Genomic DNA, 24,371 nt, shown 5'->3' on the forward strand with positions numbered 1-24,371 from the left:
CTAGTTAAAATAGTTTACACAGTCTGCAAAGATAATATTCTCGCGTATTATGTGTCTAGTTAATTGTTTATTGTTTGCGATATTATTTTAAAAAGAGATTTAGTTGGTGGGGAATCAAAATGATACAGTTTTCTAATCAAAATCTAATCGATTAATATTAGTTTTGAAATATGAAAAAAATCGCATTTTTAATAGCTACTTCTATAATGGTATTATCCTGTGTTCCTAAGAATGACAAAATAATTGCAATTGATGTGCTGTTAACTCCTTCTGAAGCGATGCAAGCGCAATCACTTCAATTAAATACTTTAATCAATCAGAATAATCCTGAAACGATAAAGCTTGACGATAACCACATTCCGCATATAACGCTCTTGCAATGTTTTATAAAAGAACAAGATTTGCCGAAAGTTAATAAAGCTGTTGAAGGTCTTTTCGAAACAATTAAAAATGATACTATTTATACCGAAAGTTTATACTACTCTCGTGATACTGAAGATAGTTTTGCAATGATTAGGCATAGTAGAACCGAATCTATAGTTAATCTTCATAAAAAAACGATAGAACTTGTAAAACCGTATATAGTTAAAGGTGGGTCTCAAGAGTCTTTTGTTCAAAATCCGGATGGAAGTGAAATAAGTGAATTTACTGTAGATTATGTGCCCGATTTTGTTGAAAAGTACAGCTACGAAAATTTTGACCCACACATAAGTTTGGGGGTAGCTCAAAGAGTTTTATTGGATAGCTTATCTGAAACTGTTTTTAAGCCAATACCATTCTTGCCATCATCCTTAGCTGTATATCAATTAGGAGATCACGGAACTGCTCAAAAACTATTGTGGACTTCAGAATAGTTTCACCAAATTTCATAAAAAAAGCACGTAAAGTAAATTACGTGCTTTTTAGTATTTGTATTCTAAATTCTAAATCTTCTCTAAAGCAGATTTAATTTGCGTATCACCTTGTAAGATTTCAAAAGTTTTATTTCTAGCAACAGAACTTTCTAGTGACCCAACTAAAGTTTCAGCCACATCTTGACGGGATATTTCACCTTGTTGATTTAGTTTGCTTTCTAATACAATTTTACCTTTACCAGCTTTATTGTTCAGAGCGCCAGGACGTACAATTGAGTATTCAAGTCCTGAATTCACTAGGTGTTGGTCTGCGTTTTGCTTAGCTTTTAGGTAGTCTTTCAGTTCAGAGGAAACTTCTGGATTATCAGCACCCATTGAGCTTAGCATTACGAATTTCTTAATACCATCTTTTTTAGATACATCCATAAGTTTTTTAGCTCCTTCCTGATCTACGCCTTTAACGTTTTTTCCACCAGAACCAGCTGCAAAAATAACACGATCCATTCCTTTAGTAGTTCCGCTTACATCTTGTTCTAAATCTGCAAGTATTGTTTTTACATTATCTTTTTTAAAATGTTCAACTTGTTCTTTGTTGCGAACCATAGCAAAAGGTTCGTATTTATCAGATTGTTTTAAAATTGAAATTATCTTTTTTCCTGTGGTGCCATTTGCACCTGCTACTAATACTTTTTCCATAGTTGTAAGTTAAGAGTAATGCTTTTAGTAGGCTAGCCATTTCACATTATTTAACGCCTTAAAAGCAATCATTTATCGCTTTATTAACTTTAGAAGGTTATTTACAACTGCTAATTCTTGTTAACTAATTCTTCATTCATTACTTTAGTTCTTATCTTTACCTACAAACAAATTATTCGATGGACTATACTTCAAAAATGTTACGCGACGACGCGTTAAAAGGAAAAACAATAGTGGTAACTGGAGGCGGAAGTGGCCTTGGGAAAGCAATGGTAACCTATTTTCTAGAATTAGGTGCTAATGTGGTAATTACCTCTAGAAATATTGAAAAGTTACAAAAAGTTAAAGCGGAGCTGGAAACTGCCACAGGTGGAAAAGTTCTTCCAGTGCAATGTGATGTTAGGAACTATGAAGAAGTAGAAGCTATGGTTGAAGCATCGGTAAAAGAGTTTGGTTCTGTGGATGTTCTTTTAAATAATGCTGCAGGAAATTTTATTTCTCCAACCGAAAGACTTTCAGCGAATGCTTTTGATACCATTATTGACATCGTTCTTAAAGGAACCAAAAATTGTACTTTAGCTTTTGGAAAACATTGGATTGATAAAAAGGAAACTAATAAAACGGTTTTAAATATTGTTACAACCTATGCCTTCACAGGTTCTGCTTATGTTGTTCCAAGTGCTACTGCAAAAGCTGGGGTATTGGCTATGACGCGTTCTCTTGCCGTTGAATGGGCTAAATACGGAATTCGTTTTAACGCAATTGCACCGGGACCATTCCCTACAAAGGGGGCTTGGGATAGATTGCTGCCAGGCGACTTAAAAGAAAAATTCGATCCAGCTAAAAAAGTTCCGGTTAAGAGAGTTGGTGAACACCAAGAACTTGCAAACTTAGCGGCATATTTAGTTTCAGATTTCTCTGCATATATCAATGGTGAAGTTGTTGTTATTGATGGTGGCGAATGGTTAAAGGGCGCAGGGCAAATGAATCAGCTTGAGGAAGTACCACAACAAATGTGGGATATGCTTGAAGCTATGATTCGTTCACAAAAAACAAAAAAATAAATTTTAAATCGGTAATAATCGAGATTACAGTCAAATTCCAAGCTCACTTGTTAAACAAGTAGGTTTGGAATTTGGTGTTTTTTATTTTTGCATTTTCAAATAGAGAGTCTGTTTACTTAGTGTTAACAAAAATGATTTTCTATCAACATAATTAATTGTACTTTTAACTGCTAAAATCTCAAGTAAATTAATGGGTAAAATAATTGCAATTGCAAACCAAAAAGGAGGAGTTGGTAAGACTACAACCTCTGTGAATTTAGCGGCCTCTTTAGGCGTTTTAGAGAAAAAAGTTTTACTAATAGATGCAGATCCGCAGGCTAACGCTACGTCAGGATTGGGTATTGATGTTGAAACTGTAGAACTAGGTACTTACCAGTTGCTTGAACATAGTGCTACCGCAAAAGAAGCGATAATATCTACAAGTTCTCCTAATTTAGATTTAATTCCGTCGCATATAGATTTGGTGGCAATCGAGATTGAATTAGTAGATGTTGAGAACCGTGAATATATGCTTAAAAAAGCTATTGAAGGTTTAAAAGATGATTACGATTATATACTTATAGACTGTGCGCCATCTTTAGGGTTATTAACCCTTAACGCTCTTACAGCATCAGATTCTGTAATTATCCCTATTCAATGCGAATACTTTGCATTAGAAGGTTTAGGAAAACTTTTGAACACTATAAAAAGCGTTCAGAAAATTCACAATGTAAACCTTGATATTGAAGGATTGTTGTTGACCATGTACGATCAACGTTTACGTCTATCAAATCAAGTGGTAGATGAAGTGAAAAAGCATTTTGATGAAATGGTTTTCGAAACAATCATTCAGCGTAATGTGCGTTTAAGTGAAGCGCCAAGTTATGGTGAAAGTATTATTAGTTACGATGCATCAAGTAGAGGAGCGGATAATTATTTAAGTTTGGCGAACGAGTTAATCAAAAAAAACGAAACGGAATAAATGGCGAAGGCAATAAAAAAGCAAGCATTAGGTCGTGGTCTTTCAGCACTGTTGAAAGATCCTACCAATGATATAAAATCTGTTGAAGACAAAAATGCCGACAAAGTTGTTGGTAGCATAGTAGAGTTGGAGTTAGGTAGTATTGAAGTAAACCCCTTTCAGCCGCGAACTAGTTTTAATGAAGAATCCCTTCGTGAACTTGCTTCATCGATAAAAGAACTAGGTGTAATTCAGCCGATTACTGTTCGTAAATTAGATTTTAATAAATATCAGTTAGTAAGTGGAGAGCGTCGTTTCCGTGCTTCAAAATTGGTTGGTTTAGAAACAATACCAGCATATATTCGTATTGCAAACGACCAAGAATCTCTAGAAATGGCTTTGGTTGAAAATATCCAAAGACAAGACTTAGATCCTATTGAAATAGCACTTTCATACCAACGTTTAATTGAAGAAATAGACGTTACTCAAGAAGAATTGAGTGATAGAGTTGGAAAAAACCGATCTACTATTGCAAACTATTTGCGTTTGCTTAAACTAGATCCAATAATCCAAACAGGAATGCGAGATGGCTTTATAAGTATGGGCCACGGTAGAGCATTAATTAATGTTGAAGATTTATCTGATCAACTCGATATTTACGAGAAAATTTTAGGTCAGAACTTATCGGTTCGTGAAACAGAAGCTTTAGTTAGAAGTTTTAAAAACCCAGATAAAAAAGCTACTCCATCAAAACCAAGTGCACCACCTTTTGCTAAAAAAGCAAAGAAAGAACTTACAGATCTTTTCGAAACTGCTGTGGATGTTAAGGTTTCAAAGTCAGGAAAAGGGCAGTTGGTTGTGCCATTTAAAAATCAAGATGATTTCGAGCGTATTTTGAAGCTAATTAAAAGTGAAAAGTAATCTTCTAAATATTTTTTTTTTAATCTTCGCTTCATCACTGTTTGCGCAGACAGCTGATTCTCTTTCTGTACAGAAAGAAAAAGTAATTGTAGTGAAAGATTCACTCGGGCCTAAGGTTGAATACAATCCATTGGCTCCAGCTAAAGCTGCATTTTACTCAGCAGTAATCCCTGGATTAGGACAAGCTTACAACAAAAAATACTGGAAAATCCCTATTATTTATGCTGGAATGGCAGCTGGAGTTTATTTTTATAAGCAGCAGGACGACGACTATAATCGTTTTAGAGATGCTTATAAGCGAAGACTTGCAGGCTATACAGATGATGAATTTCAAGGGATTTCAAACGATAGACTTATAAATGCTCAAAAATCAGCACAAAGAAATAAGAGTTACAGTATTATTGTAACTCTAGGTTTCTATTTGCTTAATGTTATTGATGCAAACGTAGATGCTCATTTACAACAATATGAAGTGAGTGAAGACCTGTCATTACAACCTAGCCTAAATTACAATCAATTTAATGCAAAACCACAATACGGAATGTCGTTGACGTATCGATTTAAATAGTTGGTGTTTTATAGAGAATAGAAAATTATGAAAATAGCTTTACTCGGTTATGGTAAAATGGGGAAAACTATTGAAAGATTAGCTTTAGAAAGTGGTCATTCAATTGTTTTTAAAAGTTGGTTGGAATCTTCTGAAGGTAATATAGAAGATGCTGAGGTTGCTATTGAATTCTCTTCTCCCGAAGCTGCAGTAAGTAATATTAAAAACGCTTTAGAAGCAGATTTACCAATAGTTTCAGGAACTACAGGTTGGTTAGAAAGTTATGATGAAATGGTAAAGTTATGCGAAAAGCGTAACGGAAGTTTTATTTATGCGTCAAACTTCAGTGTTGGAGTTAATCTTTTCTTTAGCATTAATGAATATGCTGCTAAGTTGATGGCTCAATGGAAGGAGTACAATGTGTCTGTTGAAGAAACGCATCACCTTGAAAAGAAAGATGCCCCAAGCGGAACAGCAATAACAATAGCTGAGAATATTTTAAAATACAACAGTAAAAAAGAATGGAATCTAGATTCTACTTCGGACGAAGTTTTATCAATTACTGCTAAAAGGGAAGAAGACGTAAAAGGAACCCACATAGTTTCCTATGAATCTAATATTGATACAATTTCTTTAAAACACGAAGCACATAGCCGTGAAGGATTTGCGAAGGGTGCTATTTTGGCCGCGGAATGGCTTAAAGATAAAAAAGGTGTTTTCTCAATGAAGGATGTTTTAGGCTTAACAAATGCGGATTAACAGTTTTGAGATTGTAGTTGTATTAGTACAATTTCAATTAAAATTAAAATATACTATCCCTATTATTTTGCAGTATAGATTATAAGGGGTTTAAATGAATTACAATTTAACGAATTACAAATTATGAGTTGGACAGGTTGGTTTATATTATTTTTAATAGTTCAATTAATACACTTTGCAGGAACTTGGAAGCTTTATAAGGCTGCAGGTAGAAAACCTTGGGAAGCAGCAGTACCTGTTTACAATGCTGTGGTTTTAATGAAAATTATTAATCGCCCTTGGTGGTGGACTATTTTATTATTTATTCCCATTGTTAACCTGATTATGTTTCCGGTAGTTTGGGTTGAAACCTTACGCAGTTTTGGACGTAATTCTACTACGGATACAATTTTAGGGATAGTTACTCTAGGGCTTTACATTTATTACATAAATTACACTCAAGATGTTACGCATATAAAGGATAGAAGCTTAAAACCGCGTACTTCAACTGGAGAGTGGGTGAGTTCTATATTATTTGCCGTTGTAGCTGCAACAGTTGTGCATACTTATGTAATGCAACCTTTCACAATTCCAACTTCATCGTTAGAAAAAACCTTATTGGTTGGTGACTTTCTTTTTGTGAGTAAGTTTCATTATGGGGCTCGAAACCCGATGACGCCTGTTGCATTTCCAATGGTGCACGATACAATTCCTGTGGTTCATAAAAAATCATATTTTTCAAAACCACAACTACCTTATTTCAGATTGCCAGGTTTTCAGAGTATAAAACGAAATGACATTGTAGTATTTAATTGGCCTGTAGATACTGTAAACGCGTTTCAGCAGTATGGTGATGGGAAATATTACTACAAGCCAATCGATAAAAAGTCGAATTACGTAAAGCGTGCTGTAGGTGTCCCTGGAGATTCTCTAGAAATTCGCGATGGTTACGTATATATTAATGGAGAGAAAAACCAACTTCCAGACCGTGCTAAAGTTCAATTTGCGTATGACGTTAAGGTAAACGGACAATTAAACCCAGAAATGCTTTATAATCGATATGATATTACCGATCGTTATGGATTCGGTAATAATACATATCGTTTTGCAGCTATTTCTGAAGAGTCTATGAATATGCTAAAAAACAACCCAAATGTGGTTGAAATTACGCGTCTTAGAAGTGAAAAAGGAGAGTGGGATCCAGGGATTTTTCCAAACGATCAAAAATATCCTTGGAATAATGATTTCTTCGGACCAATTTATATTCCTCAGAAAGGAGAAACAGTTTCTATAAATCCAGAAACTCTTCCATTCTACAAGCGTATTATAGAAGTTTATGAAGGAAGCGAAATAGGAATTGAAAATAAAATTACTCAATCAGGAACGGAAGTTCTTCTAAATGGTCAACCATTAACCGATTATACATTCAAGATGGATTACTATTGGATGATGGGAGACAACCGAAACAACAGTGAGGATGCTCGTACATGGGGTTTTGTACCTTATAATCACGTTGTAGGAAAACCAGTATTTGTATGGATGAGCTGGGATGGAATTAACAAAAAAGTACGTTGGGATAGAGTTTTCACAACAGTAGGTGGAAGTGGAAAACCAGTGTCTTATTTAATGTATTTCGTAATTGCAGTAATAGGTTGGTTCGCTTTTGATTTCTTTAGAAAGAAAAAGAAAGGAACTAAAAAGTAAAAGCAATTTAGTTCGAGCCTTTCAACTTCAATCCTTACTAATTATTGTGGAATATTAGGCTCCATTCTGATATCTAGGATGAATAAAAAAGACAAAGTCGAGATCTATCAAATTGGTCTCGACTTTGTTTTTTAAAGAGAATAGGTTTTATTTATTCAGGAATTAACCTGTAAATACCTTGTCCTTCTACTGCAATATAAATCAGTCCATCCGGACCAATCTTTACATTTCGAACTCGTCCGATATCCTGAGCTATTTTTTCTCGTTTGGTTACTTTTTCTCCATCAAGAGTTAGCAGTTCAACATATGCAAACTTCAACGAACCTACGAGTAATTTGTTTTTCCACTCAGGATATTTCTCGCTAGTAACGAATGCCATTCCGGAAGGAGCGATAGAAGGTACCCAATAGTAAATAGGTGGTTCAATTCCTTCTTTTTCAGTTTGATCTGTGATTTCTGTGCCACTGTAATTAACCCCATAGGTAACTACCATCCAACCGTAATTTGCACCCTTCTTCACAATATTAATTTCATCCCCGCCTTTTGGTCCGTGCTCGTGCATCCATATTTCTCCTGTTTCAGGGTGAATAGCCATTCCCTGTGGATTTCGATTTCCATAAGTATAAATTGCCTTTTTAGCATTTGGTTCGTTGAAAAATGGATTGTCTTCAGGTATGCTACCATCGTCTTTTAATCGGTAAACTTTACCTCCATCACGAGTAATGTCTTGCGGGTTAACTTCTCTATCTCCTCGTTCTCCTATGGTGAAATACACATAACCATCTTTATCAAATTCAATCCTGGAACCAAAATGCTGTCCTGCCGAAGAGTTTGGGCTGGCTTTATAAAGCATTTCGATATTTGTTAAGGAATCACCTTCCAGTTTACAGCGCATTAAAGCAGTATGACCTCCTTTCCCTGGGCCTTCTTCAGAAGCATAAGTCATATAAATCCACCCGTTTTCATTATAATTTGGGTGTAGTTTAATGTCTAATAACCCACCTTGGCCATTTACATATACCGCAGGCATATTTGTTATTTCTATTTTCTTGCCATCTTTAAAGTGTATTAATCTCCCATCTTTTTCAGTAATAAGCATACTGCCTTCAGGCAACCAAGTCATTCCCCACGGAATTGAAAGGTCACTTACAAACATTTCAGTTTTATAAGTCTGGGGTTTTGTTTTTAAGGCTACATCTTCTTTCTTTTTCTGCTGTCCACAAGATGTAAAAACGATAAAGGTCGATAAAATAACTAGGTATTTCTTCATTTTTATTTCTTTTAGCTTAAAGATACCAAAAATGAGTGTGATTTTTAAAATCTTAGGAAATTCCTTTTGGTCGAAAACCTAAACAAACCTTATCTTTAACCAAAATTTTCAAAATTATGAAAGAAAGCTATAGCGTTTCGGTGGATGAGAATTACGAATTCCAACTTGTCAAAAAAGATACCGAGAACATAGACCAAACCGAACTTTCTGGTCAAAAAATACATTTACTTCACAACAACAAATCTTTCGAAATTGAACTTTTAGAAAACGACTTCATTAATAGAAACTACAGCGTAAAAGTAAATGGTAATATTTACCGTGTTAATGTAGGAACACCTTTGGATGCGCTTATAAAAGAAATGGGGCTTTCTTTAGGAAATGATTCCTTTGAAGACGAAATCCACGCACCTATGCCGGGGATTATTTTAGAAGTTAATGTTGCTGAAGGCGATAAAGTTAAAAAAGGTGATTCCCTTTGTGTTCTTGAGGCTATGAAGATGGAGAACACTCTTACAGCTTCTCGAGATGGAATTGTAAAAACTGTAAATGTCGCTAAAGGTGATACGGTTGATAAAGGAAAATTGCTAATTGAATTAGAGAAAAATGATTAAGAAAATATTAGTTGCCAACCGTGGCGAAATAGCTTTAAGAATTATGAAAACCGCCCGTAATATGGGGATCAAAACGGTTGCAGTTTATTCTGAAGCAGATAGAAACTCTCCACACGTTAAGTTTGCAGATGAAGCCGTATGCATCGGCCCACCTCCTTCAAACGAATCGTATTTATTAGGAGATAACATCATTAAAGTTGCTAAAGACTTAAACGTTGATGCTATTCACCCAGGGTATGGATTTTTGAGTGAAAACGCTGAGTTTGGAGAGAAGGTTGAAAAAAGTGGAATGATTTTTATCGGGCCAAAGTCGCACGCAATTCGTGTGATGGGAAGCAAACTAGCTGCTAAAGAAGCGGTAAAAGCTTATGATATTCCTATGGTTCCTGGTACCGATGAAGCCATTACAGATGTTGAAGCAGCCAAACAAATTGCTAGAGAAATTGGATTTCCAATTCTTATAAAAGCTTCTGCCGGTGGTGGTGGAAAAGGAATGCGAGTAGTTGAGAATGCCGAAGAATTTGAAGACCAAATGAAACGCGCTATTAGCGAAGCTGAAAATGCATTTGGCGACGGTTCTGTTTTTATTGAAAAGTTTGTTACTTCTCCACGCCATATTGAAATTCAGGTTTTAGCTGATAATTTTGGAAATACAGTTCATCTTTTTGAGCGCGATTGTAGTATTCAAAGACGTCATCAAAAAGTTGTAGAAGAAGCACCATCTTCAGTTCTTACTCCAGAATTGCGTAAGACCATGGGAGAAGCGGCTATAAAAGTTGCCAAAGCCTGTGATTACGTTGGAGCGGGAACAGTGGAATTTCTTTTAGATGAAAATCTAAATTTCTACTTCCTTGAGATGAATACCCGCCTACAAGTGGAGCATCCAGTTACCGAATTAATTACTGGTCTCGACTTAGTAGAACAGCAGATTAATGTAGCTAATAACGAAAAGCTTGCTTTTTCGCAGGAGGATATAAAAATAAAAGGACACGCTTTTGAAGTTCGTGTTTATGCCGAAGATCCACTTAATAATTTTATGCCGAGTGTTGGAAAACTAGAAGTTTACCGACCACCAAGTGGTGAGAATATTCGTGTGGATGATGGATTTACAGAAGGTATGCAAGTGCCAATTCAGTACGATCCTATGCTGTCTAAGCTTATTACTTACGGAAAAACAAGAAACGCTGCAATGCAACGTATGCTTGAAGCAATCGCTAATTACGATGTTCAAGGTGTGAGTACCACACTTCCGTTTGGAAAATTTGTTTTTGAACACGAGGCTTTCCGCAGTGGAAATTTCGATACTAATTTTGTGAAGAAATACTATTCCGAAGACAAGCTTAAGACTATTAATGAAGAAGAGGCAAAAGTGGCGGCACTATTTGCATTAAAACAATATTTTAAAGATTCAGAAAAACTTCAATTACCGAAGTAATGTCTCTGCGTCCTCTGCGCCTCTGCGGTAAAAAAATACCGTGAAGCCCCAGATTTCGCATAGATGTCAATTACAAAAATTATGAGCGACAATAATAAAAAACTGCAAGAATTCATAACTGAAGCCAAGATGGGTGGAGGCGAAAAGAGAATTGCAAAACAACACGAAAAAAAGAAATTAACTGCTCGCGAGCGTGTAGAATATCTTTTAGACGAAGGCTCTTTTGAAGAAATGGGCATACTCGTTACCCATAGAACCACCGATTTTGATATGCAAAAAGAAGTGTATTATGGGGATGGTGTAGTTACTGGCTACGGAACAATTAACGGACGTTTAGTTTATGTGTTCGCACAAGATTTTACTGTTTTTGGAGGAGCTTTATCAGAAACTCACGCCGAGAAAATCTGTAAAATAATGGATCACGCAATGAGTGTTGGTGCTCCCGTTATTGGATTAAACGATTCTGGTGGAGCGCGTATTCAAGAAGGGGTTCGCTCTTTAGGTGGATATGCAGATATTTTCTACAGAAACGTTCAAGCTTCAGGAGTAATCCCTCAAATTTCTGCCATTATGGGACCATGTGCCGGGGGAGCAGTTTATTCACCAGCAATGACCGATTTCACTTTGATGGTTCAAGACAGTAGTTATATGTTTGTTACAGGTCCGAATGTTGTGAAAACTGTTACGAATGAAACTGTTACTTCAGAAGAATTAGGAGGAGCGAAAACCCACGCTACAAAAAGTGGGGTAACGCATTTTACAGCTGCAAATGATATTGTTTGTTTAGAACAGATGAAAACTCTTTTAAGCTACCTGCCTCAAAATAATAAAACAACTCCAGAAAAACTTCCTTTTGAAGCTGCTGATGAATATCGAGATGAATTGGAAAATATAGTTCCAGATTCTTCAAATAAGCCATACGATATGCACGAGGTGATTAAGGGAATTATCGATACCGATTCTTTCTTTGAAGTGCATAAAGATTACGCCGATAATATTATTGTTGGATTTGCAAGATTAGGTGGTAGAAGTATCGGAATTGTAGCAAACCAACCAATGAGTTTGGCAGGAGTGTTAGATGTAGATAGCTCTAAAAAAGGAGCGCGATTTACACGTTTCTGCGACTGTTTTAATATACCTCTTTTAGTTTTAGTAGATGTTCCAGGCTTCCTTCCAGGAACCGATCAAGAGTGGAACGGAATTATTCTTAATGGAGCTAAACTTCTTTACGCCTTAAGTGAAGCAACAGTGCCACGTGTAACTGTTATTACCAGAAAAGCATATGGTGGAGCTTATGACGTAATGAATAGTAAGCATATTGGTGCAGATATGAATTACGCCTGGCCAACTGCTGAAATTGCGGTAATGGGAGCAAAGGGAGCTAGTGAAATTATTTTTAGAAAAGAAATTGCAGCAGCTGAAAACCCTGAATTGAAACTTTCAGAAAAAGAAGCCGAATATGCCGAAAAGTTTGCAAACCCTTTTAAAGCTGCACAACGTGGATTTATAGATGAAGTAATTCAACCTCGTGAAACCCGTAGAAAGCTATTAAAAGCATTCACAATGTTAGAAACTAAAGATGTGGTGAGACCCAATAGAAAACACGGAAATATTCCTTTGTAGTTTTTACTATTATTTATTTAGATAGTTGATTAACAACCTTTAACTGACTTAAGTCATAGTTAAAGGTTTTTTTTCGCAGTAATTTGGAGATATAATTAAGTTAAATCTTAGAATTATGAGGAGATATTATCTTTTAATTTTGTCTGTTATTTTTTTATTCTCGACCCCCACCATTGCGCAGGAGAAATGGGCTATTGAGTTCAGACCTGGTTTAAATTTCCCTACAAGTGATGTAGGTGATACTGATGCCGATATCGGGTATGGATTTGAGATAACAGGCGCATATAAAATTATGCCTCACTTGGCTTTTTATGCAGGTTGGGGCTTTAATCAATTTAGAGGTGATGATGTTTTTACCCACGAGGACATTACTTTGTTAGAAAAAGGGTTCACTTTTGGATTTCAAATTAATCGTCAAATTGGTACCTCTTCATTTTCTTATTTGGCGAGAGCTGGTGCAATTTACAATCACATAGAATTAGAAAATATCGCAGGCGATATAACTGCAGATACAGAATATGGGTTTGGGTGGCAACTTGCAGTAGGGATAGATTATGAGTTGGCTTCCAAAATTTCATTGCGACCAATGTTAAGATATCGTTCTCTTTCAACAGATATAGAAGTTGAAAATGTTTCTACAGAAACGAAACTTAACTATTTCTCTTTTGGAATTGGTTTGGCGAAGAAGTTTTGATTGACTTAAATATTTGCGGATAGTTTAATTGCCTATCGACTGCCTTTGATAAAGAAAATCTTATGGGTAGAATTACCTTTACAAATTCGTTCACGAATATTAACTGTCTTGGTTAAATTTGATCTTCATATTTATTGGATATTCTTTTCTCCTTTCTGATATTTACAAAAATAAAAATTAGCAATGAAAATAATCTCTTGGAATATTAACGGTGTAAGGGCGATAACTCAAAAAGATTTCTTCGAGGATATCTCCAGAATAAATCCAGATATTCTATGTCTTCAGGAAACTAAAGCTCAGGATGAGGAAGTTGCTGAGGCATTATCTCAGTTAAAGGACTATCACCAATTTTATAATTCTGCAGAAAGAAAAGGATATTCAGGCGTTGCTATTTTAAGTAAAATAGAACCTATATCAGTTAGTTACGATATGGGAGTTGAAGAACACGATCAAGAAGGACGAGTAATATGCGCAGAGTTTGAAGACTTCTTTTTGGTGAATGTTTACGTTCCGAATTCTGGTCAGAAGTTAGTAAGACTTGATTACAGACAGAAATGGGATGTAGATTTCAAAAACTATTTAAAGTCTTTAGAAAAAACAAAACCTGTTATCCTTTGTGGCGATTTAAACGTTGCACATCGAGCGATAGACCTTAAAAACGACAAGTCTAACTACAACAAAACTGCTGGATATACTCAAATAGAAATTGATGGGATGGATAACCTGCTCAACCAAGGATTTGTAGATACCTATAGACACTTTAATCCAGATACAGTTGCATATACATATTGGAGCTATCGTTTTAAAGCAAGAGAGCGTAATACTGGTTGGCGAATTGATTATTTCTTGGTAAGTAATCAATTGTTAGAAAAAGTGGAGAATGTTGAAATATTATCAGAATATTACGGTTCCGATCATTGCCCAATTAAGCTTGAAGTGAAACTGTAATTAGCTTTTAAAAAGATTTTTATTTTCTTCTAAAGCTTTTATTGTGGCGTTATATCCTAGTTCAAAAATGATGTCTGTATTGCTCATTCCGAAAACGGCAAACTCCCCAATTTCTTCAGGAGAAATAATTAAATCGCATTCTGGGAACTTTTTTATTGAATCGTAAGCAGCCCTAATTTTCAGGGCTCTATCTGCAACACTATAAGAGTATTTCAAATCTTTTATGCTTATCTTTTTAAGGGAATTGATATAGACTCCAATAATCTTATCGCAGTGCTTTTTTATTGGTTCTACGGGAAAATTGTTCAGAATTCCTCCATCGATATAATATGAACCATTGATTTCTGTAGGTGTAAAAACCCCTGGGAATGAAGCAGAAGCAATTACTGGTTTTATAAGTTGCCCCTTGCTGAAAATCTTTAATTTTCCGTTTAAAACATTTGTTGCAGTAATGTATAAAGGCTTTTGTAAGCTGTCAAAATTATCCCTTGGGAGATAGACGTTGAGGTCGTCATAAAACTTTTCGGTATCTAGAAATCCTGGCTTGTTAAATGCGAATCTTTTGGTGTGAAAAATAGAAGTGTTTTTGAAGAACTTTAATATCTCAGTCCAATGAACGTCGGCGGCATAAAGTGCCCCTACTATAGCGCCAATACTAGTTCCTGAAATGTGTGTTGGAGAAATTCCGTATTCTTCAAATGCTTTTAATGCTCCAATATGAGCTGCGCCTCTCGCTCCACCGCCCGATAGTACTAAACCTATGTTGTCCATCTAGTCAATTTAATTAATTTACTTAACAAAGTAATTATATTCAAAAGTAACAAAACTTGATTTAGGTCATATTAAATGAATTTTTAAGTTTCTAGATTTGTAGGTATTACATTAATAATCATTTGTTTATGAAACTCATTTTAAGGTCCCTTGTTTTTGTTTTTATAATTTCTGTGTTTTGGTCTTGTAATAATTCTGCAAAAGAATCAAGGGAAGGCAAAAATGAAATTTCTAAAAATCAATCCTTCGTTATTGATGATTCCGGAATAACTGTGGCTTGGACAGCTTATAAATTTACAGACAAAATAGCCGTTACTGGAACTTTTGATGATTATTCTATTAAAAAACATAGTAAATCTGGTTCTGTTGAAAATCTCTTAACCAAATTAAGAATATCGATTCCTACCCATAGTGTTGATGCGATGAATGCAATTAGAGATTTTAAACTAAGAAGTTCTTTTTTTGATGCGTTTAATACTTCAACTATCAATGGAACTATTTTAAAAGTAAATGAGTCTAAGGGCTTTGTTAGGGTAAAAATGAATAAAATCTCAAAAAATATTCCATTCACATATTCATTGGTGAATGACACAATTTCAATATTTACCAAACTAGATTTAAAAAAATGGAAAGGGGAGGAAGCACTCAGTAGAATAGAGAGGGAATGTGTGGAACACCTTAAGGGGGCTGATGGTATTTCAAAACTTTGGCCAGAGATAGATGTGGAAATCAAAATACCATTAAGGAATACTAATAATTAGTAAGCTTATCGACAACTTAAAAATTTATATACCTAGTTTTTTATCATTTCTAAGTGTTCTAAACATTTCAATATGATTTAAGTCATTGTAAACGTTTGGTTTATAGGTTAAATTAGCTTGTTGCAACGAGCTAATTAACCTAAACCTTCATAGAATGAAAAATATTTTACTCCCGACAGATTTTTCTGATAACGCTTTTAACGCTATAGAATATGCAGTACAACTTTATAAAAACAAAGAGTGTACTTTTTATCTATTAAATACGTATACCCCTGTAGCCTATAGTATGGCTACATTCAATGAGGGTTATTCTTCATTATTGTTAGAAGAAATTATCAGAAAAAACTCTGAAAGTGGATTGCTAGAATTAGAAGAGAAACTAAGGGAGAAATATGATAACTCTAATCATTCCTTTAAAAGACTGTCATCCTTCAATTTGTTGACGGATGAAATAAAAGCGGTTGTTAAAGATCGAAATATTGATCTAATCATAATGGGAACTAAGGGAGCCACTGGTGCAAAAGAGGTTTTTTTAGGTACAAATACAATGTTTACCATAAAAAAAGTACACTGTACTGTAATCGCTGTCCCTGATAACTATACTTTTAAGGAGCCCAAGGAGATTTTATTTCCTTCAGATTTTAAATTCTCAATGCAAAATGAAAATTTAAACTTGCTAAAGTCTATTTGCGAACTGCATAACTCCCGACTCAATATTTTAAATATATACTTGGGGCAGCCGTTGAGTAAGGCACAAGAAAATGTAAAAAATCAATTTGGAGAGTTTTTTAAAAATAACCCTCACGATTTTCATACCGCTGAAGATGTGGACTTAGTAAAAGCTATTGAGCAATTTCAAATAAAGCAAAGAATTGATTTTTTAGTGATGATTCAAAATAAACATTCCTTTTTTGAAAACTTACTTTTTAAGCCTGTAATTAGACAAATGGTATACCATACAAACATGCCAATAATGGTTATACCTTCAATTGAGTTTACTAATTAATAGTTCTATTAAAGGAAATAATTCAAAACAAGAGAAAATTAATTAAATGTAAGAATTATGGATGTATCTATTTTTTTAGCGAAGTTTTGGGGTTGGTATTTAATATTCTTCTTTTTTATATTAAGCTATAACCCCAAGCGGATAAAACAAATTTTGTCATTCCTAGAAGATGAGAAGTTTTCAATACTTGTTGCCTTTATTGCTATTGTAATAGGTTTACTCAATATTCTTTTCCATAATATTTGGGATTCTAGCGCCACGGTAATTGTTAGTTTGATAGGTTGGATAGCTTTATTTAAAGGATTAATGCTTTTCGCTTTTCCATCATTGGCATTAAAGGCAATTGATTTTATAAGCCTTAAATTAATTCAAGTTATTTATGTACTGTTATTTCTTATGGGCTTGTACTTATTAAATACTGGTTACGGATTAATTCAATATTAAATTTTCCACTAATTTTCTGTCGTTATTTAATAATGCTCAAACTACTGTGTAATTTTAAGAATGTAATTTAATAAATTGATAATGCGTTCGTATTCACTTTTTACAATTTTTTTATTGTGTGTAGTTATTGTGGGGGTTGACGTGCTCACCTTTTACTGGCTGCAATCTATTACTCAGCTTTTAACCTCTCCATTGTTGAATACGATTATCAATATCTTGTTTTGGACATTTACAATTGGCTTAGTGTCAGCCATATTAATTCTAAAGATTAAAATGGATGCCTTGCCTGTAACTAAAAGGCAAACGTTAGTATCTTCATTGTATGGACTTACAATTTCTTCATTTACACCTAAAATATTATTCGTAATAATAATTAGCATTCTATATTTTTCAAACTATGTTTTCTCTGAAACAGAATCTCTAATCATTGTTCCTACAGTAGGATTACTTGCAGGGTTTCTTCCATTCTTCGTAATTGTTTACGCCATCTTTAAAGGAGCTTATAAATATAAAGTATATCGAATTGAAGTAGCTCATAAAGAGTTACCTGAAGCTTTTAACGGTTATAAAATTATTCATATTTCAGATCTACATCTTGGAAGTTTTAATTATCGATATAGAATTTTAGAAAGAGCCGTTAATATTATAAATGAATTGGAAGCCGACATAATTTTTTTTACAGGAGATCTTGTAAATAACTATGCTTGGGAATTAAATGGATGGGATAAAGTCCTAAAAGAACTTTCGGCTAAAACTGGGAAATATGCTATTCTAGGAAATCACGATTATGGCGATTATAGCAAATGGGATTCCCCAGAAGCTAAAAGTGAAAATTTTGAAGAAATTAAATCTTTTTATGATAAAATAGACTTCAAACTTCTACTAAACGAAAGTGTTACACTTAAAAGAGATAATCAAGAAATTGCAATCGCAGGTGTTGAAAATTGGGGTCTTCCACCATTCAGGCAGGATGGTGATTTATTAAAAGCGTTAAATAATATTGAGGATATACCTTTTAAAATACTTCTTTCTCACGATCCCACTCATTGGGATGAAGAGGTGATAAAATACACCGATGTGGCCCTTACACTTTCCGGGCACACCCACGGCATGCAAGCAGGAATTAATATTATGGGGAAGCAATGGAGCCCTATAAAATATAAATACAAACGCTGGGCAGGATTATATACTGTGGAAAATCAAAACCTATATGTTACTAGAGGGTTGGGATGGCTCGGTTTTCCAGGTAGGATGGGGATGCGTCCAGAAATTACCCTTATCACTTTAAAAAAATCGGAATAATTTTTCTTAAAAGTCAGGTTTGAAAATTAATGTCTGATAGAAATATCTTTTACATCTTTGTAAAAAGTCACCACTAATCTTAGCTCCAGTTGAAAATTCCACTAAAAGACATATTATTTGTGCTGTTTCAATTCCTGTTGATTATAGCTTTTGCTTTCGATTTTGAAGTATTATCGATAATATTTCCGGAGGTATTATTTTGGATTGGGTTATTATTATTTATTTCCGGAGCCTTTATAACGGTGGTTGCTGTCTTACATCTCAATATTCACCTATCACCATTTCCTAGCCCTTTACCTGGCGCCAAACTAGTTGAGACTGGTATTTATAAGTTGGTTCGTCATCCTATTTATACGGGGTTAATTTTAGCTTTCTACGGTTATGCTGTAATCACTGATTCTGGGTATAGATTGCTTATCGCTACAGTTCTTTTTGTACTGTTTTACATAAAAAGTTTATACGAAGAAAAACGTCTGATTGAAAAATTCCCGAACTACACTGAATATAAAAAACGATCAGGACGATTCTTTCCTGGGTTATAAAACGTATTTCAGTTTGATTCCACCAAACCAATTTCTAGGCATTCCTGGATAATAATACCGTGGTTCACTATTGCCAAAACCAGTTGCATTTATCAATATAGAAGAAGCGTATTTTTCATCTGTAAAGTTGTTGATGCCAACATTCATTTCTGCTGATAAAGCTTTAGAAAGCTCTTTTTTATAAGATGCTTTAGCATTTAAAACGGTATACTTTTCTGAATAAAGTTGGTTAGCGTCATTCATAGGCATTTCGCCTATATGAAGAAAATTGGTGTTTAAAATGAAATTTTTAAATCCAAAATTAATTCCACCATTCACTTTTCTATCAGGAACTCCTGTGAGTTTGTTACCAGAAAAAACGCGATCACCATCTACAAAATCAATGAATTTATGATTGTTGAATTCAGCATTGATATAGGGCGAAATATAACCAGAATTACTTAATGGATGGAGGTATGAGAGTTGCAATTCAATTCCTTTATGTTCTGTTTTTCCTGCGTTTCTACCGATATATTGATCGTCGCCAACACGCTCGGCAACCAATAAATCGTCAATATCTAAAAGATAGGCGTTTACTTTAAAGTGAAGATTCCTTTTTAATAGAAATACTTCACTTCCTACTTCGTAATTAAATCCTTTTTCAGGTCCGAGGTCTGGATTTATAACACCCTCTGGAGTTAGGGTTTCTTCAATGGAAGGATAATTAAATCCGCGACTGAAATTAAAATAAGCACTTAAGTTCTCATTAAATTGATAAAGCAGATTTACATTCGGTGCAAAAATAGGGTCGAAGTCTCGGTCTGCACTTTTATTGGCATCACCTAAATTAAACTCATCGGTAAAGCTGTAGTTTGTGTTATTGAAATTCAGCCCAAACTGTCCTTTGAGTTTTTCAGTAAATGGAATTGTTACAGTGGCAAAGATGTTCAGATTATCTCTATTTTCAATATTATCGCTTAATAAATTTCCTTCTAAACTTCCATTGCCATTATTGTCTTCGTAAAGGTTTTCTATGGTTTTCCAGTTGTATTGATCTTTATAAAATTCTCCTCCAAAACTGAAATTTGCCTTGTTTTCCAAGAAGTAAAAATCTTTATTAAAAACCGTTCTTCCTCCAAAACCATTGGTGAATTCATCTAAAATATTAAAAGGTCGCGGTTCATAATGATCTATATAGGTGTAAAATACGCTAGTTCTATTAGTAAAATTATCCGAAAAATGATGCGTAAAACTTAAACCAGTTAATAGAATTTTATTGTCTTCATAACCTTGTGCCTTTTTCCATGTAAATGCAGCTTGTGTGGGGTCTTCTTCAAAAGCAGTTTTGCCAATTGAACTAGGAATTTGCGCGTTATAATCGATGTAATTTACTAAAAGTGAAATTTCACTTTTGGCATTTAGTTTATAGTTGGAAGTCAGTAGTAATCCATTTCTATTGTATTTATTATTTTCCCTGAATCCATCGGTTTCGAGATGATCGTAATTTATATTCAACGAAAACTTTTCTGTAGCCGTTGCAGCGCTCACAGTATTCTTTATAAGGCCGAAGGAACCAAAACTTAGATTTGATTTCAGAAAAGTTTCTCCTACCGCAGCTTGCTTTGAATTTAATAAAAGCGTTCCCCCTAGATTGGTGCCGTATTGAGTAGCCTTTGGGCCTTTTATAACTTCTAGCGATTGTAAATCTTCTGGGTCAAACATATCAATGGTTGTTTCCCCAATTCCGTTTGTAATTGGAATACCATTAAAATAAGCGCGAATTTTATTGCTGCCATAAAGTGTCCGTGACCCAACCCCGCGAATCGTAATTCTATTGGTGTTTAATGCACCACTTTGAATAAATACCCCAGGCGTTTCATTGATTACCGAAATAAGCTCAATAGGACTATACGCATCAAATTTCTCCGTCTTTATTTTTTCAGTTGGGATTATTATTTCTGCTGATGGTGAGGTTTGTTTCTGGGTAGTTGTAGTTAAGATAATTTCATCTAAATCTTCCGATTTTGAAAGTGGAGATAGTTTAAAAGTAGAGTTGTTTTCTGAAATTGTAATAGTACTAATATAATATTTAGGGTGTTCCAATCTCAAATTAATAGGAAGCTGATAAGCTTTCGAAAGGCTAAAAACCCCTTCGCTATTTGTTTCCGTAAGCTTTTTACTATTCAAGAATACAGACACTCCGCTAATAGGTTTATTAGTATTTGAGTAAACTGTTCCTTGTATTTCTTGTGCATTCAAGGAGTTGGAAAAAACACTCAAGAAAACAAATGCTATTGCGATAATAGAAAATGATAGGTTTGAATAGCGAGACTTAAAATAGGAGGAGGGTAAGTAAATTTTATTCATATCTAATTTTTCGAATCTATTTAAAAATAAGCAATAAGAATAGAATTGGCTAATTGAGGCAGAAAGTTTACCTAATTTTTAACTCAGCTGTTTCTATTTAAAAGTATAACAATTTGTTAAGAGAAATTTTTAATCTTATACAATATCTTCATTGGCATTAACTACTATTCAATACTGAATAGTTTAAAATATAAAAAATGAAAAAGTCCATTTCACTTTTAGCTTTAATTATAGTCCAATTGTCTCTCTTTTCACAAGAAGAAAAACCATTACCTGAACCTTTTGAAACAAAGTCGGTTTCCAATTATTCTAATGTAATAGGATGGAAAGATAGTGAAACTCCCAAAGCTCCTGAAGGTTTTCAGGTTACTAAATATGCAGATGGTTTTGAGAATCCACGTTGGATGTACGTATTGCCAAATGGAGATGTATTAGTAGCTGAAAGCAATAGTAATTATAGTCTTTTAAAGCGAATAGGTGCCGCGATTATTGGTGCAGGAGGATCAAACAATTTAAAACGCAGTGCCGATAGAATTACCCTACTTCGGGATACAAATAATGATGGACTCCCTGATTTTAGAGAAATATTACTAACTAAAAAAGAAGGTTTAAATCAACCATTTGGAATGCTGGTAATAGGGGATTGTTTATATGTAGCAAATACCGACGCGATATTGAGTTTTCCTTATGAAACAGGACAGACAAAAATTAAGACGAAAGGGCAAAAAGTTGTAGACCTACCAGCTGGGAAAGTGAATCAGCATTGGACTCGTAATATTATAGCCAATGAAGATAACTCTAAAATTTATATAGCAGTAGGTAGTGGCGATAATATTGGTGAAAAAGGAATGGAGCATGAAGTGATGAAGGCTAATATATTAGTTATGAATTCCGACGGTAGCAATCTTAGTGTATTTGCTTCTGGCCTTAGAAATCCAGTAGGAATGGATTGGGAACCAACAACTCAAACCCTTTGGACTACCGTAAATGAACGAGATGGCTTAGGAGATAATTTGGTGCCAGATTATTTAACTTCTGTTCAGGAAGATGGTTATTACGGTTGGCCTTATTCATACTGGGGAAACAATTTTGACCCTAGAATGCCTGTACCACCCAATGTTAGATTAAAATCTGCTATAGTTCCAGATGTAGATCTTGGTTCGCATACTGCTTCTTTAGGCCTGGTGTTTTATACGGCAGATGCTTTTCCAAAGAAATACAAAAACGGAGCATTTGTAGTCCAACACGGCTCTTGGAATAGAGATATACTTTCAGGATATAAGGTGATTTTTATTCCATTTAAAGATGGAAAGCCTTCAGGGAAAGTTGAGGATTTTTTAACAGGTTTTATAGTTGAGCCAAAGAAAGATGAGGTGCGTGGCAGACCTGTAGGGGCAGTTGTTTTAGCAGATGGTTCTATGTTAATTACAGACGATAAAACACATCATATATGGAGGGTTAGTTATCAGGGAAATTAATATTATTAAGGGTGTTTAATTTGCCAATCTAGTAACGTTCAAAGAGTTAATAATTAAATAGAATAATACAATAAAGCGCTAATAGCCTTTTGTTTACCTAAAGGTGGGGAATAAAGTGATTGCAAAATATTGAAATTGACATTTTATTGTTAAAATTAATTGTTATGTTAGCGCGTAAATTTTAAAATATTACTAATAATTTAAAAAATCTAACTTTTTAAAAACCCTTAAAATTCCCCTTTATTATGATTAAAAAACTTTACTATTCGCACTAGTTGCATTTTTATTTTTAAATACCTCTGTCCTTACAGCACAATGGCAATCCACAGGTTTTGATAAGAGTACCTGGGTGCTAAGTCAAGCCGAAAATGGAAACTTAATTGCTGCCGAAGATATTTATCCTGAATTAGGTGGAATTTACATCTCTCAAGATGAAGGAGCGTCATGGACAAAATCTACTGCTACAGATTATGCCTACACATCTTCTCTTGTAAAAGATGAAAGTGTTTATATGGGCGGTGTGGATAGCAATGTCGCTATTTCACACGACAATGGTGAAACTTGGACCAATGTAAGTTTTAAAGCCTTGCTTCCTTCTGCTACTGAAAATGATGTCATTTATGCAATGGAATACCACAACGGAAGAGTATATGCTTCTGTTTTAAGTATTGGTGTTGTTTATAGTGAAGACAATGGTGAAACATGGCACCTTACCGATCAGGAATCTTTATGGGTTGTTGACAATCCTGACAACGGAGGGCAGTGGACATATAATTTAAAATCTTTTAATGGGGAATTATACAATGTAGGAGCTTTTGGAATTTGGAAGTACGATGAAACAGCAGATGTTTGGTCACAAGTGGACGATTACGAGTACGCAGGTAGTTTATTAGTTGTTAACGATACTTTTTATGTGGCTTACAATGTTGGTGGAATTCCAGATGCGATAAGATATACTACCGATTTTCAGAATTGGGAAACAATGCTAATTCCTGCCGGATTACAAACTACAGTTAGAATTTTAGAATACTACGAAGGAGCGTTCTATATGGGGCATGTGCACGACGCGGTTTACTATACTTTAGATCACGGACAAACTTGGACTGATTATCGCGAAGAATTCCCTGCGTTTTCACCTGTGCCAGGAGTCGATCTTTACAGAGTACCGATGAATTTTGTTTTCAATGGAGAAACTATGTACTGTGGAGTATTTTCTAGCTTTGAAGATGTAGGAGGGGTTTATAAAGCTCCAGTTCCAGCTGAGGTACTAAGTGTAAAAGAATTGCCATCAACATTAAAAGCAATTGTATATCCAAATCCTGCTAGTGATTTTGTTAACCTTCAGCTTCCAAAAGAACTGGGTAATAAAGTAACCTTAACAATTACCGATGTTATGGGTAGAGTACAGTACAATAAAGCTATTGAAAATGGAGTAAATAGCACCATTACAGTTCCTACAAAATACTGGTTTTCTGGAGTATATCTTTATAAGGTTGAGATAGGAGATTCAAAAACGACTGGAAAGTTTGTGATAAAGTAATACATCCAATCCTAAAGTTTTTAGTTAATTACTAACTATCAAAAATCACCCTCTTACATCCAAACCTGGATTTAAGAGGGTGATTTATTTTTAATTATAGTAAAGGAAATATAAATCTTTAAGAAATTTTATCTAC

General features: G+C 34.5%; 23 protein-coding genes. 19 read left to right on the forward strand and 4 right to left on the reverse strand.

Annotation, left to right across the window (positions count from 1 at the left end; genetic code table 11):
• The first annotated feature begins 170 nt into the window (after positions 1-170).
• Complete coding sequence (locus FHP04_RS06385) at positions 171-854, forward strand: 2'-5' RNA ligase family protein (RefSeq protein ID WP_139855169.1); 684 nt, start codon at positions 171-173, stop codon at positions 852-854.
• A 69-nt stretch (positions 855-923) separates the two neighbouring features.
• Here the strand turns inward: FHP04_RS06385 and FHP04_RS06390 are convergent, their stop codons facing one another.
• Positions 924-1,550, reverse strand: a complete 627-nt coding sequence (locus FHP04_RS06390) for an SDR family oxidoreductase (protein WP_139855170.1) — start codon at positions 1,548-1,550, stop codon at positions 924-926.
• A gap of 179 nt (positions 1,551-1,729) precedes the next feature.
• Between FHP04_RS06390 and FHP04_RS06395 the strand changes: the two genes are divergently transcribed.
• The 6 genes from FHP04_RS06395 to lepB all read left to right on the forward strand — a co-directional run bounded on the left by FHP04_RS06395 (position 1,730) and on the right by lepB (position 7,464).
• Complete coding sequence (locus FHP04_RS06395) at positions 1,730-2,614, forward strand: SDR family oxidoreductase (protein ID WP_139855171.1); 885 nt, start codon at positions 1,730-1,732, stop codon at positions 2,612-2,614.
• A gap of 190 nt (positions 2,615-2,804) precedes the next feature.
• A complete protein-coding gene (locus FHP04_RS06400; RefSeq protein ID WP_139855173.1) occupies positions 2,805-3,575 on the forward strand; it encodes a ParA family protein in 771 nt (256 codons plus the stop codon).
• Positions 3,576-4,475 carry a ParB/RepB/Spo0J family partition protein gene (locus FHP04_RS06405; RefSeq protein ID WP_139855175.1) on the forward strand — a complete coding sequence of 300 codons (900 nt, stop codon included), beginning with the start codon at positions 3,576-3,578 and terminating at the stop codon, positions 4,473-4,475. It abuts the gene before it with no gap.
• Complete coding sequence (locus FHP04_RS06410; RefSeq protein ID WP_139855177.1) at positions 4,465-5,043, forward strand: DUF5683 domain-containing protein; 579 nt, start codon at positions 4,465-4,467, stop codon at positions 5,041-5,043. Before FHP04_RS06405 ends, FHP04_RS06410 begins: the two co-directional genes overlap by 11 nt.
• Positions 5,044-5,070: 27 nt before the next feature.
• A complete protein-coding gene (gene dapB / locus FHP04_RS06415) occupies positions 5,071-5,781 on the forward strand; it encodes a 4-hydroxy-tetrahydrodipicolinate reductase (protein WP_139855179.1) in 711 nt (236 codons plus the stop codon).
• Between the two features lie 123 nt (positions 5,782-5,904).
• Positions 5,905-7,464 (forward strand): signal peptidase I, encoded by a 1,560-nt coding sequence (gene lepB, locus FHP04_RS06420; RefSeq protein WP_139855181.1) that lies wholly within the window; start codon positions 5,905-5,907, stop codon positions 7,462-7,464.
• A gap of 151 nt (positions 7,465-7,615) precedes the next feature.
• Here lepB and FHP04_RS06425 read toward each other — a convergent pair whose 3' ends face one another.
• Positions 7,616-8,734, reverse strand: a complete 1,119-nt coding sequence (locus tag FHP04_RS06425) for a PQQ-dependent sugar dehydrogenase (protein ID WP_139855183.1) — start codon at positions 8,732-8,734, stop codon at positions 7,616-7,618.
• A 116-nt stretch (positions 8,735-8,850) separates the two neighbouring features.
• Between FHP04_RS06425 and FHP04_RS06430 the strand changes: the two genes are divergently transcribed.
• The 5 genes from FHP04_RS06430 (at position 8,851) to FHP04_RS06450 (ending at position 14,045) form a co-directional block, all read left to right on the forward strand.
• On the forward strand, positions 8,851-9,345 hold the full coding sequence (locus tag FHP04_RS06430) for a biotin/lipoyl-containing protein (protein WP_139855185.1): 495 nt from the start codon (positions 8,851-8,853) through the stop codon (positions 9,343-9,345).
• Positions 9,341-10,780, forward strand: a complete 1,440-nt coding sequence (gene accC / locus FHP04_RS06435) for an acetyl-CoA carboxylase biotin carboxylase subunit (protein ID WP_139855294.1) — start codon at positions 9,341-9,343, stop codon at positions 10,778-10,780. The genes FHP04_RS06430 and accC overlap by 5 nt, the downstream gene beginning before the upstream one ends.
• An 81-nt stretch (positions 10,781-10,861) precedes the next feature.
• Positions 10,862-12,403, forward strand: a complete 1,542-nt coding sequence (locus tag FHP04_RS06440; protein WP_139855187.1) for an acyl-CoA carboxylase subunit beta — start codon at positions 10,862-10,864, stop codon at positions 12,401-12,403.
• Between the two features lie 115 nt (positions 12,404-12,518).
• Positions 12,519-13,097, forward strand: coding sequence for an outer membrane beta-barrel protein (locus FHP04_RS06445; RefSeq protein ID WP_139855189.1), 579 nt, complete (start codon positions 12,519-12,521; stop codon positions 13,095-13,097).
• 183 nt (positions 13,098-13,280) lie between these two features.
• Positions 13,281-14,045 carry an exodeoxyribonuclease III gene (locus FHP04_RS06450; RefSeq protein ID WP_139855191.1) on the forward strand — a complete coding sequence of 255 codons (765 nt, stop codon included), beginning with the start codon at positions 13,281-13,283 and terminating at the stop codon, positions 14,043-14,045.
• Here FHP04_RS06450 and FHP04_RS06455 read toward each other — a convergent pair whose 3' ends face one another.
• Entirely contained in the window at positions 14,046-14,816 is a 771-nt protein-coding gene (locus FHP04_RS06455) for a patatin-like phospholipase family protein (protein WP_139855193.1), read from the reverse strand.
• A gap of 128 nt (positions 14,817-14,944) precedes the next feature.
• Between FHP04_RS06455 and FHP04_RS06460 the strand changes: the two genes are divergently transcribed.
• The 5 genes from FHP04_RS06460 (at position 14,945) to FHP04_RS06480 (ending at position 18,871) form a co-directional block, all read left to right on the forward strand.
• Positions 14,945-15,577, forward strand: a complete 633-nt coding sequence (locus FHP04_RS06460) for a YceI family protein (RefSeq protein ID WP_139855195.1) — start codon at positions 14,945-14,947, stop codon at positions 15,575-15,577.
• A 154-nt stretch (positions 15,578-15,731) separates the two neighbouring features.
• Positions 15,732-16,583: a universal stress protein gene (locus FHP04_RS06465; RefSeq protein WP_139855197.1), complete on the forward strand. Its 852-nt coding sequence runs from the start codon at positions 15,732-15,734 to the stop codon at positions 16,581-16,583.
• A 57-nt stretch (positions 16,584-16,640) separates the two neighbouring features.
• Positions 16,641-17,027 carry a hypothetical protein gene (locus FHP04_RS06470; RefSeq protein WP_139855199.1) on the forward strand — a complete coding sequence of 129 codons (387 nt, stop codon included), beginning with the start codon at positions 16,641-16,643 and terminating at the stop codon, positions 17,025-17,027.
• A gap of 243 nt (positions 17,028-17,270) precedes the next feature.
• Positions 17,271-18,329: a metallophosphoesterase gene (locus tag FHP04_RS06475; protein ID WP_246051400.1), complete on the forward strand. Its 1,059-nt coding sequence runs from the start codon at positions 17,271-17,273 to the stop codon at positions 18,327-18,329.
• A gap of 89 nt (positions 18,330-18,418) precedes the next feature.
• Positions 18,419-18,871: a methyltransferase family protein gene (locus FHP04_RS06480; RefSeq protein WP_139855203.1), complete on the forward strand. Its 453-nt coding sequence runs from the start codon at positions 18,419-18,421 to the stop codon at positions 18,869-18,871.
• Here the strand turns inward: FHP04_RS06480 and FHP04_RS06485 are convergent.
• Positions 18,866-21,217 (reverse strand): TonB-dependent receptor family protein, encoded by a 2,352-nt coding sequence (locus FHP04_RS06485; protein WP_139855205.1) that lies wholly within the window; start codon positions 21,215-21,217, stop codon positions 18,866-18,868. The two genes, FHP04_RS06480 and FHP04_RS06485, sit on opposite strands and share 6 nt — an antisense overlap.
• 197 nt (positions 21,218-21,414) lie before the next feature.
• Here FHP04_RS06485 and FHP04_RS06490 point away from each other — a divergent pair, with 197 nt between their 5' ends.
• Both FHP04_RS06490 and FHP04_RS06495 read left to right on the forward strand, forming a co-directional pair.
• The gene (locus FHP04_RS06490; protein WP_139855207.1) at positions 21,415-22,695 is read left to right on the forward strand and encodes a PQQ-dependent sugar dehydrogenase; all 1,281 of its coding nucleotides are present in this window, start codon (positions 21,415-21,417) and stop codon (positions 22,693-22,695) included.
• 349 nt (positions 22,696-23,044) lie between these two features.
• Positions 23,045-24,235, forward strand: a complete 1,191-nt coding sequence (locus FHP04_RS06495; RefSeq protein WP_139855209.1) for a T9SS type A sorting domain-containing protein — start codon at positions 23,045-23,047, stop codon at positions 24,233-24,235.
• Positions 24,236-24,371: the final 136 nt, after the last annotated feature.

The organism is Aequorivita sinensis (assembly GCF_006346335.1).
Taxonomy (GTDB): Bacteria; Bacteroidota; Bacteroidia; order Flavobacteriales; family Flavobacteriaceae; genus Aequorivita; species Aequorivita sinensis.

Coding starts and splice junctions, on each gene's coding strand:
- FHP04_RS06385 (WP_139855169.1), top strand. CDS start 171: ATGAAAAAAATCGCATTTTTAATAGCTACTTCTATAATGGTATTATCC.
- FHP04_RS06390 (WP_139855170.1), bottom strand. CDS start 1,550: ATGGAAAAAGTATTAGTAGCAGGTGCAAATGGCACCACAGGAAAAAAG.
- FHP04_RS06395 (WP_139855171.1), top strand. CDS start 1,730: ATGGACTATACTTCAAAAATGTTACGCGACGACGCGTTAAAAGGAAAA.
- FHP04_RS06400 (WP_139855173.1), top strand. CDS start 2,805: ATGGGTAAAATAATTGCAATTGCAAACCAAAAAGGAGGAGTTGGTAAG.
- FHP04_RS06405 (WP_139855175.1), top strand. CDS start 3,576: ATGGCGAAGGCAATAAAAAAGCAAGCATTAGGTCGTGGTCTTTCAGCA.
- dapB (WP_139855179.1), top strand. CDS start 5,071: ATGAAAATAGCTTTACTCGGTTATGGTAAAATGGGGAAAACTATTGAA.
- lepB (WP_139855181.1), top strand. CDS start 5,905: ATGAGTTGGACAGGTTGGTTTATATTATTTTTAATAGTTCAATTAATA.
- FHP04_RS06425 (WP_139855183.1), bottom strand. CDS start 8,734: ATGAAGAAATACCTAGTTATTTTATCGACCTTTATCGTTTTTACATCT.
- FHP04_RS06430 (WP_139855185.1), top strand. CDS start 8,851: ATGAAAGAAAGCTATAGCGTTTCGGTGGATGAGAATTACGAATTCCAA.
- FHP04_RS06440 (WP_139855187.1), top strand. CDS start 10,862: ATGAGCGACAATAATAAAAAACTGCAAGAATTCATAACTGAAGCCAAG.
- FHP04_RS06445 (WP_139855189.1), top strand. CDS start 12,519: ATGAGGAGATATTATCTTTTAATTTTGTCTGTTATTTTTTTATTCTCG.
- FHP04_RS06450 (WP_139855191.1), top strand. CDS start 13,281: ATGAAAATAATCTCTTGGAATATTAACGGTGTAAGGGCGATAACTCAA.
- FHP04_RS06455 (WP_139855193.1), bottom strand. CDS start 14,816: ATGGACAACATAGGTTTAGTACTATCGGGCGGTGGAGCGAGAGGCGCA.
- FHP04_RS06460 (WP_139855195.1), top strand. CDS start 14,945: ATGAAACTCATTTTAAGGTCCCTTGTTTTTGTTTTTATAATTTCTGTG.
- FHP04_RS06465 (WP_139855197.1), top strand. CDS start 15,732: ATGAAAAATATTTTACTCCCGACAGATTTTTCTGATAACGCTTTTAAC.
- FHP04_RS06470 (WP_139855199.1), top strand. CDS start 16,641: ATGGATGTATCTATTTTTTTAGCGAAGTTTTGGGGTTGGTATTTAATA.
- FHP04_RS06485 (WP_139855205.1), bottom strand. CDS start 21,217: ATGAATAAAATTTACTTACCCTCCTCCTATTTTAAGTCTCGCTATTCA.
- FHP04_RS06490 (WP_139855207.1), top strand. CDS start 21,415: ATGAAAAAGTCCATTTCACTTTTAGCTTTAATTATAGTCCAATTGTCT.